The sequence below is a fragment of the Gemmiger qucibialis genome, assembly GCF_027689445.1.
In the GTDB taxonomy this organism is placed as follows: domain Bacteria; phylum Bacillota; class Clostridia; order Oscillospirales; family Ruminococcaceae; genus Gemmiger; species Gemmiger qucibialis.
Map to the genome: position 1 here is coordinate 13,918 of NZ_JAQFEN010000010.1, position 14,354 is coordinate 28,271.

Annotated in this window: 9 protein-coding genes; all 9 read right to left on the reverse strand. The window is 62.8% G+C overall.

The genetic code is table 11. The features are described 5' to 3' along the window. Positions 1 to 136: 136 nt before the first annotated feature. Positions 137 to 2,455 (reverse strand): helix-turn-helix domain-containing protein, encoded by a 2,319-nt coding sequence (locus PG062_RS12395; protein ID WP_113998974.1) that lies wholly within the window; start codon positions 2,453 to 2,455, stop codon positions 137 to 139. Positions 2,456 to 2,599: 144 nt separating this feature from the next. After that, positions 2,600 to 3,412: a polysaccharide deacetylase family protein gene (locus PG062_RS12400; protein WP_113998973.1), complete on the reverse strand. Its 813-nt coding sequence runs from the start codon at positions 3,410 to 3,412 to the stop codon at positions 2,600 to 2,602. A gap of 5 nt (positions 3,413 to 3,417) precedes the next feature. Beyond that, positions 3,418 to 4,605 carry an oligogalacturonate lyase family protein gene (locus PG062_RS12405; RefSeq protein ID WP_113998972.1) on the reverse strand — a complete coding sequence of 396 codons (1,188 nt, stop codon included), beginning with the start codon at positions 4,603 to 4,605 and terminating at the stop codon, positions 3,418 to 3,420. A 3-nt stretch (positions 4,606 to 4,608) separates the two neighbouring features. Then, on the reverse strand, positions 4,609 to 7,764 hold the full coding sequence (locus tag PG062_RS12410; RefSeq protein WP_113998971.1) for a rhamnogalacturonan lyase family protein: 3,156 nt from the start codon (positions 7,762 to 7,764) through the stop codon (positions 4,609 to 4,611). A 138-nt stretch (positions 7,765 to 7,902) separates the two neighbouring features. Beyond that, positions 7,903 to 9,492 (reverse strand): extracellular solute-binding protein, encoded by a 1,590-nt coding sequence (locus tag PG062_RS12415; RefSeq protein ID WP_113998970.1) that lies wholly within the window; start codon positions 9,490 to 9,492, stop codon positions 7,903 to 7,905. Positions 9,493 to 9,553: 61 nt separating this feature from the next. Beyond that, positions 9,554 to 10,492 (reverse strand): carbohydrate ABC transporter permease, encoded by a 939-nt coding sequence (locus PG062_RS12420; RefSeq protein WP_270752523.1) that lies wholly within the window; start codon positions 10,490 to 10,492, stop codon positions 9,554 to 9,556. 18 nt (positions 10,493 to 10,510) lie between these two features. After that, the gene (locus PG062_RS12425) at positions 10,511 to 11,518 is read right to left on the reverse strand and encodes an ABC transporter permease (RefSeq protein ID WP_242979463.1); all 1,008 of its coding nucleotides are present in this window, start codon (positions 11,516 to 11,518) and stop codon (positions 10,511 to 10,513) included. Positions 11,519 to 11,971: 453 nt separating this feature from the next. Next, complete coding sequence (locus tag PG062_RS12430; protein WP_113998968.1) at positions 11,972 to 12,790, reverse strand: MBL fold metallo-hydrolase; 819 nt, start codon at positions 12,788 to 12,790, stop codon at positions 11,972 to 11,974. A 90-nt stretch (positions 12,791 to 12,880) separates the two neighbouring features. Next, positions 12,881 to 14,341: an alpha-N-arabinofuranosidase gene (locus PG062_RS12435; protein WP_113998967.1), complete on the reverse strand. Its 1,461-nt coding sequence runs from the start codon at positions 14,339 to 14,341 to the stop codon at positions 12,881 to 12,883. Between the last annotated feature and the right edge of the window lie 13 nt (positions 14,342 to 14,354).

Below are 14,354 nucleotides of genomic sequence, written 5' to 3' on the forward strand. Positions count from 1 at the left end.
TCAGATTACACTGTAATTATATAATTTACAGTTCATTTTGTCAACCCCCTTCTGCAAACTTTTTTTCCGCAGCTAGTGTTTGCGTTGCGGGGCAAAAAAATACCCCCGGCGGAACAACCGTCGGGGGTGCGGGCCGTCAGGGCTTTTTCTTGCCCGTCTGGTATTCTTTTTTGTACTTGCCGGGGGTCATGCCGACCTCGCGGCTGAAGAACCGGATGAAGTTCTGCACGTTGGAGTAGTGCAGCGTGTCGGCCACCTGGGCCACCGACATATCGGTGGTGAGCAGCAGTTCCTTGGCCATCTCGAGTTTCTGGGAAGCGACGAGGTCGGTGAAGTTGGTGTTGCGCTCGTTCTTGAGGACTTTCCAGATATAGCTGGCCGAATAGTTGAGCTTTTCGGCGCACTCGTTGAGGGTCAGGTCGCCGTTGGTCTGCTTGATGAGGGCGATCACGTTCTTGACCAGCTCGCTGGTATTGTCCCGCCGGAAATTGCCCAGCAGGTCCATGACCGGGACGGCGACCTCCTCCACGAGGAAGGTGCGCATCTTGTCGTTGCTGTAAATGCGGCTGATCTCGGCAAACAGGTTGTCGCTGTGGTTGGACAATACCTTGCTGACCGACAGGCCGGCGTTTTCAGCCACCATCAGCAGGGTGCTGACCAGACGCTGGAGATAGAACATCCGCTCATAGCCGCGCACGCCCTTTTCCTCCAGCCGTTCGAGAAAGACGCCGATGAGCCGCTCGGTCTCGCGCTTGTTGCAGGCCGTCATGGCGGCGATGATCTCGTTTTCCAGCAGGGTGTCATAGCCGTGCTCGGTGTGGTTGTCCTCGGCCGTCGTGTAGTAGGTCAGGTCCTGGCGCATCTCCTCCGACGCGGCGCCCCGGCTGCGCAGTGCCTCGCTGGCCTCGTGCCAGGCCGAGGCGATCTGCTCGGGGCTTGTGAAAACCCGGCTGACGCCCGCCACACACCGGCAGCCCATCCCGGCGCTGACCACCTTGGCCGCGCCCTTGTAGACGGTTTCGACGTTGTGGGCCAGCGTTTCCTCGTTCTCGGCGCCGGCCACCATGACCACCGTGGCATCCACGGCCACCGGACAGAAGAAGAGCCGGCGGCAGATTTCGGCGGGAAGGCGCTGGGCGACGGTCTGGGCGACCGCCTCACGCACCGACCCGGTCATCTGCTTTTCAAAGACAATGCTGAGCACGAGGAGCCGGTAGCAGGCAAAGGGCTGGATGCCGAACTCCTGCATCGTGCTGTGGATGGCCTCGAGGCTGGCCTCGCTGCGCAGGATGTGCAGCAGGAACTGCTGTTCGAGCTGGCGGCGCTGGGCCTGTACCAGCTTTTGCATATCCTTCTGGTTCTGGGCAGCGCGGGTCACGCTGGAGGTCAGATAGTCGAACTCGTCCTGGTTCTGTTCCCGCCGGCCAAACACATCGTAGGCCTGGTCGAGCAGTTCCCGGATGGGACGATAGAGGAAGGCGCTGTTCCACCGGCAGACCAGCAGCACGACGACCGTGGCCAGCAGGATGAGCACCGAGACCCAGAAGGCCGCGACGCTGGACCCGAGGTTCTGCTGTTCGTCGTAGGCGGCATAACAGGTGATGCCGTTGAAGTTGATGGCCTGGCCCTGCACAAGGTAGTTGCTGATGGTGCCGGGGATGCGCAGATGCCCGTCCGAGAGGTCGCCGGCATCGGCCAGCGCGTGGGCCAGCTCGGTGTCGGTGGTGGTGACGGTCTCGCCGTTCGCGTCGAGCAGCACCACGTCATAGCCCAGCGACTTCCACTCCCCTGCCAGCTCGGACAGGTATTCCATATCGAGATGGATCAGCAGCATTCCCACCAGGCCGTTCTTGGCCGAGGTGATCCGTGCCACGAGGCACTGCCCCGACACGTTCAGCCACAGGCTGGAGGTCTGGCGCGGCGCCGCACCGGTGCGGTTGACCCAGTAGAGGGTGGCGGTCTGGCTGGCCTGGTTGTCGATGAAGGTGCGGATTTCCTCCTGATTTTTCATCTGCTCGAGCGGGAAGGTGCCGTAGTTGCTCAGCACCCAGCCGTAGCGGAGATTGATGTATTCGTACCCGACCACATAGGAATCCATATAGGTCCCGCCCCGCAGCAGCTCCTGGGCATCCCGCAGGTCGCTGTACCGGCTGTACGGGATTTCCGAACAGCTTTCCATCCAGGTAAAGCTGGAATTTCGCAGGGCCGCCAGGTAATAGCTGCGCAGTCCGTCAAACACGCTTGTCATCCGCATCGAAGCGTTGCCGGCCACCTCGCCGAGTTTGGCGCGGCCGCGGGCGGGCTCGCTGCGGTAGTACAGGATGCCGCACAGCAGGCCCACAATGAGCAGCGGGACTGCGACCAGCAGGACCAGACGGGTAAAGATCAGCGTCTCATACCGGCTGCGCTGTTTTTCCTTCGCGGTCTGACGGTTGGTAGGTTTCGGGAATTCCACTAGTCTCCTCCCTTGTCGCGGCGGAGTATCCGATCCGGCCGGACGCCCTGCCGCCGCGGGCAGTCCGGCGAAGGAACCGCGGCAGCTTTCGCGGTCCCATCCCTAGATCATACGAGTTTGCCCGGGGAAAATCAAGTCTCCCCCTCATGAAAGCTGCACCGTGGCGCCGCCGGGAATTTCGATCCGGTCGCCGTCCACCTCGATCCAGATGGACCGGGCCGCCGGGTTGTGAACGATGTCCGCCGCAACGGTGAACTGCAGACGGCGGGCGTCTTCCAGATAGTCCACAATCTCGATATTGGTCGCATACCAGGTATCTTCGCGGCCCGCCACCAGATCGCAGAACCGTTCCATCTGCTCCCAGTCGGCCTCGCAGGTAAATTCAAAGCTGTGTCCCCACACATACATCATGTACAGATACTGGGTCTTGAACAGCGCCGCAAACCGTTTTCCGTCCTCCAGCAGCTGATGGGTATGGTGGCAGGTGGATTTCCAGGTCATGAAATCATTGGGAATCGCAAAGTCGTGGGTGTCGCCGACGACGCGGGCGTACCGGATGCCCAGCGAGGGCAGCATCGCCGCGATCTCGGGCGTCCAGCTGCCGTTGGGGTAGGCCAGCCCCCGCACCGGGTATCCCATGACGGATTCCAGCCCCTGGCGGTCCTCCAGAATCTGGCGGGCCACCTGATCCAGCGGGCTGCGGGCGATCGTGGGATGCAGGCAGGTGTGGCAGGCGACCTCGTGACCGCGGTACAGGTCCCGCCACTCGCTGGGCGGAACGCGGTCATCCAGCAGCAGCCCGGCATTGAGGTTGAAGGTGCCCCGCACGCCGTAGCGGTTGAACAGCTCCACCAGGCGGCGGTCCTCCACCCGGCCGTCATCAAAGCTCATTGTCAGGACCTTGTGGCGTCCGCCGGGGAAACAGATGTAGATATTCTTCAGTTTGGGCCATTCCATGATTGTCATTCTCCTTTCGCCGCAGCGCCCGCGGTTTTGGCAAGATACACGCAGGGTTTGCCTTCCCGGTCGGAGGTGAACACCACCCCGCTGCCGTCCGGCGTGAAGCAGGGATGCGGGTGGGCGTCCTGCGGGGTGCCGTGGATGGTCGTCCAGCTGGTGCCGTGGTAGCACAGCGGGATCTCCTTCTTGCGGGCAATGTCCACCAGATAGATGAAGTCGTTGCGGACTTCCTGGCCGCGGCCCTCGCCGGTCTGCAGATGGATGGGCGTTTCCTGGCCCTGGCAGTCGCCGACGAACCAGCGCCGCTGCCGGTCACAGATGAAGTGCGCATAGGGCAGGCAGGGCATGAAGAGCTCCTCCTCGAGGGTTTCGGGGCGCATCATCCGGATGGTCTCGGTGCTGCCGTCGTCCGCCTTGCGGTAGACGTAGGCCAGACGGTCGCCGGTGGGCATCCAGAACTCGTGGGTGATGATGACATCCTTGGGCTGGGGCCGGGCACAGCGGTACCGGCTGCCGTCGCTCTGGATCAGCCACAGACGGGCGTCGATCATGTCGTAGGGGCCCTCGTGGCAGAACAGGATGGTGTCGGGATCGCCGGGGCGCAGCTGCGCATGGCCGAACCAGCAGCGGTCCTCCACGACGATGTGGTGTTCGCCGGTCTGGGTGTCCAGATAGACGATATGGCACAGCGGCTTGGCGGCGCAGGTCAGCGGGAAGAATTCCCAGCCCTTCTTGCCGGTCAGGTCGGGCAGCGTGTCGCGGCGGGTCTCGGTCATGACGAGATAGCGGTTGTCATCGCTCATGCCCCAGTTGCCGCAGTCCCAGCCGTCCGGCGCGGCATACAGGCAGGTGCGCTGCAGAGTGGCCAGGTCCAGCTTCCAGACCTTGCGGTCCTGCTGGTAGTAGACGGACTTGTCATCCGCCGAGATCATCGCGCCGTAATCGTCGAGGGCGTCACCCTCGGTCAGCTGGACGGCATCGCCGGTGGCCAGTTCCATCAGGTAGAGGTTGCGCCGGCCGTTGATCTCGGCACAGTAGAGCAGCCGGGAACTGTCCGAGGTGACCATGCGGTTATAAAAGTACATATGATGGCTGGTGTGGTCGGGCGGCGTGAGCCGGGTGACCGGGCAGCCGGTGTAGGGATCGGGCGTTGTGACGGGCGTTTGATGAAGCAGATCTCCGATAGCCATTGTTTATTCCTCCTCAAAGGCAGCTTTCAGAACATCCAGGCGGGGATCGGTGCTTTGCAGCACCAGACGGGCAAAGGCGCGGGCAAAACGCAGGGCGCCGGCCTGCTGCAGGTGGGCGTCGTCGTGCTTGTCGCCGTGCCACAGGTAGAGGGATTTGGCGTGTTCGGCGCCGGTGGCCGTGACCGCGGCCGCCGTGGCGGCGCCCAGGTCCAGCCAGACCGCGCCGGCCTGCCGGGCAAACCGGGCCATCGCCTCGCGGTATTCGGGGAAGCTCGGGTGGCAGACACCGTTCTCATCGAAGATGCGCATCGCCACCGGAGAGACAAAAATGCAGGTTGCGCCGTGGCGCCGGGCCGCGTCGAGGTAGGGCTGCAGCGAGGCGCCAAACGCCTCGGGCGCCACATAGCGCTCGGCCTTTTCGCGGTAGGCATCGTTGTGGCCGAACTGGACCACCAGGTAGTCCCCGGGCCGCAGCGAGGCCTCAATATCCGCCAGGCGTCCCTCCTCCCGGAAGGAACGGCTGCTGCGGCCGGCCATCGCACAGTTGTCGATCGTCAGGTCGGGCAGATGGTAGCGGCGCTCCTGGGGGAAGGGGCAGCCGGGACGGGTATCCACCCGGCAGAGGTTGGCGCCGCGCAGGCAGCGCCAGAGCTGCTGGCCCCAGCCGGTCTGGGGGGCTTCGGCCTCGGTGTAGCTCTGAACCGTCGAGTCCGCGGCCAGATAGACCGTCGGCCTGGCCCGGAGCTGGGGCAGGACGTTGGCAAAGTCCATATCGCTTGCATAGTAGAAGGAGGGGTACCCCGGCTGGTTGTAGCAGTTGTTCTGCCAGGCCACGCCGCAGCGGTACTGCGGGTCATGCAGCAGGGTGAAGAGCTTGTGGTGGGTCAGGTCGGTGGAGGTGTAGATGCGGATTGCCGAATCATCCTCCAGGCGGAGCAGCAGTTCCTCGCGGAAATCGCCGAAGATGTCGGCCACCAGGCAGGGGTTGCCCTTGGTGCCGTTGTTGGTGGCGGTGCCGCTGGGCATCAGCATCGTGCCGTGGGTCAGGTCGTTGACCGCGCCGCACTTGGGGCCGTGCAGATAATCCCGGCCGTCGGTGACCTGGGTGGAGAGGTCCCCCGCCCAGTAGATCTTCATGTTGGTGCCGGGCGTTTCGAGGGGCAGGCGGTTGCCGCGGCAGTCGTAGACCTCCTTGACCCAGACCTGCAGGCCGCGGGTGGCGGGGTCGATCTTGCCGATCATGCAGCGGCCCAGATCTTCCTCGGCGTACTCGCCGAACCGGACTGCACCGGTCTCGGCATCCCGCAGTGCCCAGCCGTAGGGCGCATTTTCGGCCCCCTCAAAGACATTGAAGAGGTCAAGGCCCGGGCTGTCGGGGTCGATGTCGGCCAGGTGCATGGCATCGCCGTGGCCGAACTTGGCCGGGGTGCCGTCGGGCAGCGTTCCTTCGCTGGAATACAGCAGGCTGCCGTCATGGTCGATGACCGCGGCGCCGCAGACAATCTCCATGCAGCCGTCGCCGTCCACATCGCCGGTGGAAATGCTGTGGTTGCCCTGGCCGGCCAGCGCCCCGAACACCGGATCGCTGCCCCGCGCCAGGTGACAGCCCGCATCCCGGAAGGGGTTATCCATCGGCACAAAGCCGGAATCGACGCTCCACCGCTCCGAGAAATGGCCGTCACGGAAATCGTAGGCCACGAGGGTGGCGCGGGTATAGTAGCCGCGGCAGACAATCAGGCTGGGATGCTCGCCGTCCAGGTAGGCCACGCCGGAGTTGAACCGGTCCACCCGGTTGCAGGGCTCGATGCGGGGCAGCGCGTAGTCGCCCCACAGCAGGCCGTCGTCCACGCGGCCGAACTTGAAGGGAATGGTCTCGAGTTCGCGGCCGTCGCCGCCGAACATCGTCAGGTACTCGGGGCCGGAATAGATGAAGCCCTCGAACTTTTCCAGATGGTTGCGCTCGCTGCGGGAGGGGGCGTATTCCCGGATGAAATAGTCCGCCATCGCCTCGGCGTCCTGGCGGCTCAGCGGGTAGTCGTACCGCTGCGGGATGCCGAAACAGGCTTCCAGCGTGTCGGGCCAGCGGCCGGACCGGACCTCGGGATGATCCCGCCAGCCGGCAAAGACGTCGGCCAGGTGCAGCCGGTAGTCCTCGGCCGAGCAGACATAGTTGTCGCTGTGGGAATACCCGGCTTCCAGGTCGCTGCGGGGCATCGTGATGTAGCGCTGCCACAGCACCGTGCCGTCCGGCGCATAGCGGGTCATCCGGGTGCCGGGCGCGGTCTTGACCGCCATCTCGGCGCGGCCGTCCCCGTCAAAGTCATAGACCATGAACTGGGTGTAGTGGGCGCCGGCGCGGATGTTGGGGCCCATATCCAGCCGCCAGAGCAGCGTGCCGTCCAGCTTGCAGCAGTCAATCAGGCAGCGGCCGGTATAGCCCTTGATGGAGACATCCTGCGAGTTGTCGGGGTCCCATTTGACAAAGAATTCCATCTGGCCGTCGCCGTCCACATCGCCGACGCTCATATCGTTGGCATGGTAGACAAAGGGTTTGCCGTCGGGGGTGACGCCGCCTTCCGGTCTGTGGAGCGGCAGGTCATAGTAGCCGTCCGCCCAGACACTGACGGGATTGCAGGCGGTGCCCTTGTGCCCGGCATACACCGGCGCCACGGCATAGAGGTCCCCGGCCGTGCCGTCGGGGTCCAGGTAGTTGGTGCTGTCCGTCACATCGGCAAGGCGCACGCCGTTCTTGTACACGACAAAATCCGCGCCGGTCAGGCCGGTGGCGGAGTAGCCGTCCACCTCGGAGCGCAGCAGCCGCCAGCTCAGGAACACACCGGCGGAGGTTGCCACCGCGACCAGGCCGCGGTCCAGCGCTTCGAGCTGGGGATACAGCACCCGGGCCAGCGGGGTGGTCAGCACCGGGCTGAGTTCCAGCGTGGAGCCGGCCTCGTCCAGGGCCCGCAGCCGCAGATAATACGGGATATGCGTCGAGCGGACAAACCGGAACCGGCAGTCCCGGGTCTGGCCGGCCGTGCGGAAGCGGACGGTGTCGGACATCCGGTCGGACCATTCCAGAGCATAGCAGGCAGCCCCGGGGACCGGCTGCCAGCCCACGGTGGTCGAGCGGGCATCCTGGGCCAAAAGTGTGAGGTTCATCGAAAGATCCGCCTTTCTGTGCGTTTTTGTAAAAGAATGCCGCGCTGCGGCCGACAAAAAAGGCACCGCGAGAGTGCATCCGCGGTGCCTTTCCGGCCGATGCCGCAGGGGCGCGGCCTGATTCAGATAGGAATGAAATTACTTGTTGGTATCAGCAGCGTAGAGCTCGTTGACTTCCTCAACCAGCTGGGCACCGCCGCGATCCAGCCACTGCTGGGCAGCGTCATCCAGGCCGGCGTCGTCGATCTGGCCGCAGATGTACTGGGTGCGGGCGTCGTCGATGATCTGCTCGATATCGGTGCCGACTTCGGCGTTGGTGGCAGAGTTGGCGAGGTAGCCGAGCGCGGGGTTAAAGACGGCGTACTTCTCGTTGACTTCCTGGCAGGCCTCGGACTCGATCTGGCTCTCGGCCTTCTCGAGCGGATGAGACACGCTGGACATGTTGGGGATGTAGGCGACAGCCTGGTTCAGGCCGCAGTTGGGGGTCTGAGAAGCGTCGTAATCGGGGTTCAGGACGACATTGCCGTTCTCGTTCAGGTCATAGCTGATGCCCTCGATGCCGTAGTCGGCCAGTTCGAGCATCGGATCGTCGTTCATCTTGTCCAGGAAGGTCAGGCAGTTCTTCAGATCTTCCTCGGTCTTGGCGCCAGACTTGGTGATCAGGTAGAAGCCGTTGTAGCCGCTGGTGGCCAGGGTGCGGGGCTCACTGTTGGCATCCTTGGCGATGGGTCCGACCATCGTCATCGTGGCGGTGGTGGAGGGATCCACAACGCTCGCTACGTTGTTGCTGGTGAAGTAGTTCCAGATACGCTTGGCACCGTCCATGGTGTCCAGGAAGCAGCCGGCTTCGCCCTTCTTGCAGCCGTCCTCCCAGGTGGAGGTGTCGACGGTTGCCCAGTCGGGACGGACCAGACCGTCCTCATAGATCTTGCGCATCCACTGCAGGGCTTCCTTGTACTCGGCCGTCTGATGGACCGGGACCAGTTTGCCGTCCTGCTCGACCCACTCGTTGCCGCAGCCGAACCAGGTCTGGATCACGTCCAGAGGTCCGGTGTACTTGCACAGCTCGAGGCCGTAGGTGTCGTCCACGCCGTTGCCGTCCGGGTCATCGTAGGTGAAGGCGTAGAGCATGTTGTAGACATCCTCGATGGTCTTGGGAGGCTCGGTGATGCCCACGGCTTCCGCCCAGTCGGTGCGGTAGGCCAGGCCGTAGCGGCCGATGGCACGGGTACGGGGGATGCCGATGATCTGTCCGTCAACGGTCAGGCCCTTCAGAACGTTCTCGTTGGCCTGGCTCAGGTTGGGGTAGCTCTCGCTGTCCTGCAGGTAGCTGCTCAGATCCCAGAACGCGCCCTTCTTGGCGGCGTCGACGATGTTGGCATCCAGCGCGCCGGAAGCGGTCAGGATCATCGGCATGTTGTCCTTGTCCATCAGGGTCAGGCCGAACTTGTCCTTGTAGGTATCGTTGGCCTCAAGACGCCATTCGACGGTGGTGTTGGTGTAATCCTCGTAGGCCTGGATGACCTTGTCGGAGTTGTCGTTGGCGAACTCGGTGCCGTAGAAGGTGGGGATCATAAAGGTGATGGTCGGGCGGCCGCTGGATTCCGAGGCGCCCTCGGCGGTAGCCGAAGCGGCGCTGGAAGAGGACGAGCTGCCGGAACCGCCGCAACCGGCCAGGGCAGTGACGGCCATCGCGACGCTCAGGGTCAGGGCGATTTGCTTTTTCATGAGTTGTTTTCCTCCTTTTTTTATAACACGCAGACTGCGTGATGAAACCGGATAACGGGGATCAGCCCTTCACGGAGCCGACCATGATGCCCTGGGTGAAGTACTTCTGAACGAAGGGGTAAATGCAGAGCATCGGGACCGTGGCCACGACGGTGGTGGCCATCTTGATGGATTTGGCGGGCGGCATACCGGCAGCGCCCCAGTCGAAGGTGCTGTCCTGAGTGATCTTGTTGGTCAGGAACACCATGCGGCGCAGCACGATGGTCATCAGTTCCATGTCGGGGTCGTTGATGTACATCATGGCGTTGAAGTAGGAGTTCCAGTGACCGACCGCGTAGAACAGCGCGACGGATGCCAGCACGGGGGTGGACAGCGGCAGGATGATGCGCACAAAGGTGATCAGGTCATTGGAACCGTCGATGATGGCGGCCTCCTCCAGTTCGTTGGGCAGTCCCTGGAAGTAGTTCTTGATGATGATCATATTGAATGCGCTCATGGCACCGGGCAGCCACAGGGCCCAGAAGGTGTTGCCGAGGTCCAGGATGTTCATGACCAGGATGTAGCTGGGCACCATGCCGCCGGAGAACAGCATGGTCACGATGACCATGTTGATGAAGCCGTTGCGGCCCTTGAGATAGCTGCGCGAAAGCGGGTAGGCCAGCGTGCAGGATACGAACATGTTGATCAGCGTACCCACGATGGTGACCAGGAAGGAGTTCTTGAGGCCGCGGAAAACCGAGCCGTCCTTGAGGATGTAGGAGTACGCATTGAGGGAGAATTCGTGAGGAATCAGGAAGAAGGGGCGCTCGGTCAGTTCCTGCTCGGTGGCGAAGGAACCGGCGATGACGTAGATAAAGGGCAGCACACAGAGCAGAGCAATGAGTGCAATCAGAACATAGAGCAGCACCTGCACCGCCTGATCGCCCGGCGAGCGCTTTTCCAGGGTACCCGTCGCACGGATGGCGTTGGGGTCCTGTTTCTGATGGATGATGCCAGACATGACAGTACCTCCTTGCGCTTAGTACAGGCCGGATTCACCGAACAGCTTGGCGATCTTGTTCGCGCCGACGACCATGACCATACTGACGATGGACTTGAACAGGCCGGCAGCCGTGGCAAGGGAATACTGTCCGTTGACGATGCCTTTGGTGTAGATGTAGGTGTCGAACACGTCGGAGACCGAGCGGTTCATGGCGTTCTGCATCAGGAAGATCTGTTCGTAGCCGGTGTTCAGCAGCGAGCCGACCTTCATGATGAGCATCAGGATGATGGTGCCGCGGATGGCGGGCAGCGTGACGTGCCACATCAGCTGCCAGCGGCCGGCGCCGTCGATCTTGGCGGCTTCATACAGCTGGGTATCGACGCTGGAGAGGGCCGCGAGGTAGATGATCGTGCCGTAACCGGTCTCTTTCCAGAGGTTCTGACCGACGATCATCGTCGAGAAGAGCTTGGGATCGGACATGATGTCGGGGGCGTTCTGTTTGCCGAACACCTGGACCAGCATATGATAGGCGACACCGTCGGTGGTGGAGAAGAGCTGATAGGTCAGCGCCGCCACAATCACGATGGAGACGAAGTGCGGGATATACACCAGCGTCTGGGAAAAGCGCTTGAACCATTTGCAGCGCAGCTCGTTGAGCAGCAGTGCGAGGATGATCGGCGCCGGGAAGGCGAAGATCAGGTTGGCCAGCGAGATTGCCAGCGTGTTGCGCAGCAGACGCCAGAAATCCGGGCCGGTGAAGAGTTTTTCAAAGTACTTCAGTCCGGCGAAGGGGCTGCCGAACAGCGCCTGGATGGCGGTGTCGCCATTGTAGGGGCTGAAGTCCTCGAACGCCATGACCAGGCCTGCCATCGGCGTGTAGTTGAAAATGAGCATGTACAGGATGCCCGGGATCATCAGAATGTACAGCCAGTAATGCTGCATGAACGCTTTGCGCCAGGTGTTGTGCCCGAGCTGCGCATAAGCGCGTTTGTCCTGCTTGGTCCGAGCACCGGCCGCTTTACCTGCCGTCAGTGTTTTCGCCATTGAGGGTTCCTCCTTTTTGTTGTTCCCTGCTGTTTCCGCACCGCCGCAGCCGGCTTGGACGCCGCGGAAGAGGGACTCTGCGCAGGGCCGCCCGTCCGGACGGCTCCCTGCTGCCTTTAGTCAAATTTTACGGCACCCTTTTCGGTATTTCAACAATCAAATCCTCTCATCTTTTTGACTACATTTTTCGCGTATTTACGCAAAATTATCCTCATATTTCCGGCGAAATAATCCCAAACACTCCCGTGCATATTGTCAAGTGTTTCTGCGCGTAGTTGGATAGTTTTTATATAAACCGCCAACGGTATTTATGCAATGCGCTAAAGTGTCAAATTCTCTTCTCGGCCCGGAATTTCACACAATCTTCAAAAATGTGCAAAAGGAAACCGCCCCGCAGACAGCGGAGCGGAAGGGGCGTTTTCCGGCTGTCCGGGCAGCCGGGCACCAGGGGTTTTACCGGGTTGCGAGGTCCAGTTCCACCCCGCTGTGCAGCGGGCGGAGCTGCTCCCCCAGGATGGTCTGCATCCGCTCGAAGGCGGGCAGGCCGGTGCAGTGACCGGTGTAAAAGACCGTGTTGTGCCGCGCGAGTTCCCGGGCTGTCTCGTCGATGACATCCAGTTCCTCGCAGTCGTAGGGCTGTTTCTTCATCATATGGAATCCGCTGATCACGACGTCGGGGTCGCCGCCGAAGAGGTCGCGGTAGCGGTCCAGGATGTTCAGGATGCCGTTGTGGGCGCAGCCCGACACCAGCACCCGGTGTCCGTCCTGGCTGACCACCAGGCACTGCTCGTGGGAGAAATCGTCCTGCAGGGTCTGACCGTCCCGCCGGACCCGGAGTGAGAGATTGCTCTGGGGCCAGAACCGCCGGCCGGTGATGCCCGCGAACAGAAAGAGCTCCCCGTCGATGCGCAGATCGCCCCGGACCGGGCGGACCTGGGGCAGCGCCGTGATGGCCTTGTCGATGCCGATGTAGCGGTCGCCGTGGTAGAAATCGCCGTCGGCCCCCGCCTGGAGATAGATCGGCGCCCCGGGATTGAGGGCGGCAAAGCGGAGCAGACCGCCCGCGTGGTCGTAGTGGCCGTGGCTGAGCACGACGGTATCGACGCGGGTCAGATCAATGCCGAGCGCCTCCGCGTTGTCCGCGAAGGCGCCGGTGGAGCCGGTGTCCATCAGCAGCCTGTGGTCATGGGTCTCGAGATAGAGACTCAGGCCATGTTCGCAGGCGCAGCGGGGATCACCGGGGGTATTTTCGATCAAAGTCACAATACGCATGGATGGTACCTCCCTTCCCGGCCGGGACAGCTCGCCGCGGCCGGTCTGTTTGACTGTATTATAGCGGTTCCATCCAAAAAAGCAAAGAGGTTATTTCTGGCAGACCGTGAACGCCGCCACACTGCAGGGCGGCAGCACGGCCGTGAAGCCGGTTTCGGTCGGCGTGACGGCAAGCGGCGCCGGACGGACAGCCTCGGGGCGGTCAAAGGTGTTGTGGTCGAACGGCGCACCGGCCAGGACCCGGGCCGTGACGCCGGCGGCATGGATGCCGCCCAGCAGGCAGTTGACCGGCACGGGCTCGGTGTCGTTGAGGTTGGCGGCGGTGACCAGCACGGTGCCGTCCGACTGTTCGCTGGCCGAGACATGCAGTTCGGGGACCTGCTCCTCGTCGCGGCGCAGCATCCGGGTTTCGGCATAGCTTTCCAGCTGGCGGGCACCCTGATGCCCGCTGTACATCGCAAAGACATGGCTGGTGGGCGTCAGGACCACCTTGTCGCCCTCGGTCAGCAGCATTGCCTGCAGCACATTGACGAGCTGCGCGATGTTTGCCATGACGACGGTATCGCAATGGTTGTTGAAGATGTTCAGGTTGACCGCCGCCACCAGGGCGTCCCGCATCGTGTTCTGCTGGTAGAGGAACCCGGGGTTGGTTCCCGGCTCGACATCGTACCAGGTGCCCCACTCGTCGACGCACAGACCGATGGGCCGGCCCTTGGCAAAGCGGCGGATAATGCGGCTGTGGTTTTCCACCAGTTCCTCCATCCGCAGCGTCTTGTGCAGCGTGGTGTAGTAGGCGTCGCGGTCAAAGTCGGTGGCGCTGCCCTTGTGCTGCCAGTCCGGGCCGGGGACGGTGTAGTAGTGCAGGCTGACGGCGTCGATACACTGGCCGGCGCGCTCCACCACGGTGCGGGTCCAGTGGTAGTCGTCCACATTGGCGCCCGAGGCGATCTTGTAGGGCACAAGGCCGGCATCGTAGGAGCGCAGATAGGTCGCATACTGGCGGCAGAGGTCGGCGTAGTATTCGGCGCGCATCGTGCCGCCGCAGCCCCAGGCCTCGTTGCCGATGCCCCAGTACCGCACACCGAAGGGCGCTTCGCGGCCGTTGCGGCGACGCAGGTCCGCCATCGGCGAGACGCCGGGCATATTGCAGTATTCCACCCAGTCGGAGAACTCCTGCACGGTGCCGCTGCCCACATTGCCGGACAGGTAGGCTTCGCAGCCGAGCTGTTCGCAGAGGCTGAGGAACTCGTGGGTGCCGAAGGCGTTGTTCTCGGTCACGCCGCCCCAGTTGGTGTTGATGATGGTCTTGCGCTCGCTGCGGGGGCCGATGCCGTCCCGCCAGTGGTAGGTATCGGCAAAGCAGCCGCCCGGCCAGCGCAGCACCGGGATGTGCAGCGTTTTCAGCGCCTGCAGGACGGCGGGGCGCAGCGCGCCGTCCTGGTCAGCGATACCGCCGTAGATGCAGCGGCCCAGATGTTCGGAAAACTGTCCGTAGATCGTTTTGCGGATCGTGCCCGCCGAGCGTGCGGCGTTGACAATCAGATAGGACATGACGGTGCCCCCT

Excerpts from the sequence above, each read along its gene's own strand:
- PG062_RS12420 (WP_270752523.1), bottom strand. The coding sequence starts at position 10,492 with ATGTCTGGCATCATCCATCAGAAACAGGACCCCAACGCCATCCGTGCG.
- PG062_RS12415 (WP_113998970.1), bottom strand. The coding sequence starts at position 9,492 with ATGAAAAAGCAAATCGCCCTGACCCTGAGCGTCGCGATGGCCGTCACT.
- PG062_RS12425 (WP_242979463.1), bottom strand. The coding sequence starts at position 11,518 with ATGGCGAAAACACTGACGGCAGGTAAAGCGGCCGGTGCTCGGACCAAG.
- PG062_RS12435 (WP_113998967.1), bottom strand. The coding sequence starts at position 14,341 with ATGTCCTATCTGATTGTCAACGCCGCACGCTCGGCGGGCACGATCCGC.
- PG062_RS12400 (WP_113998973.1), bottom strand. The coding sequence starts at position 3,412 with ATGGAATGGCCCAAACTGAAGAATATCTACATCTGTTTCCCCGGCGGA.
- PG062_RS12405 (WP_113998972.1), bottom strand. The coding sequence starts at position 4,605 with ATGGCTATCGGAGATCTGCTTCATCAAACGCCCGTCACAACGCCCGAT.
- PG062_RS12430 (WP_113998968.1), bottom strand. The coding sequence starts at position 12,790 with ATGCGTATTGTGACTTTGATCGAAAATACCCCCGGTGATCCCCGCTGC.
- PG062_RS12410 (WP_113998971.1), bottom strand. The coding sequence starts at position 7,764 with ATGAACCTCACACTTTTGGCCCAGGATGCCCGCTCGACCACCGTGGGC.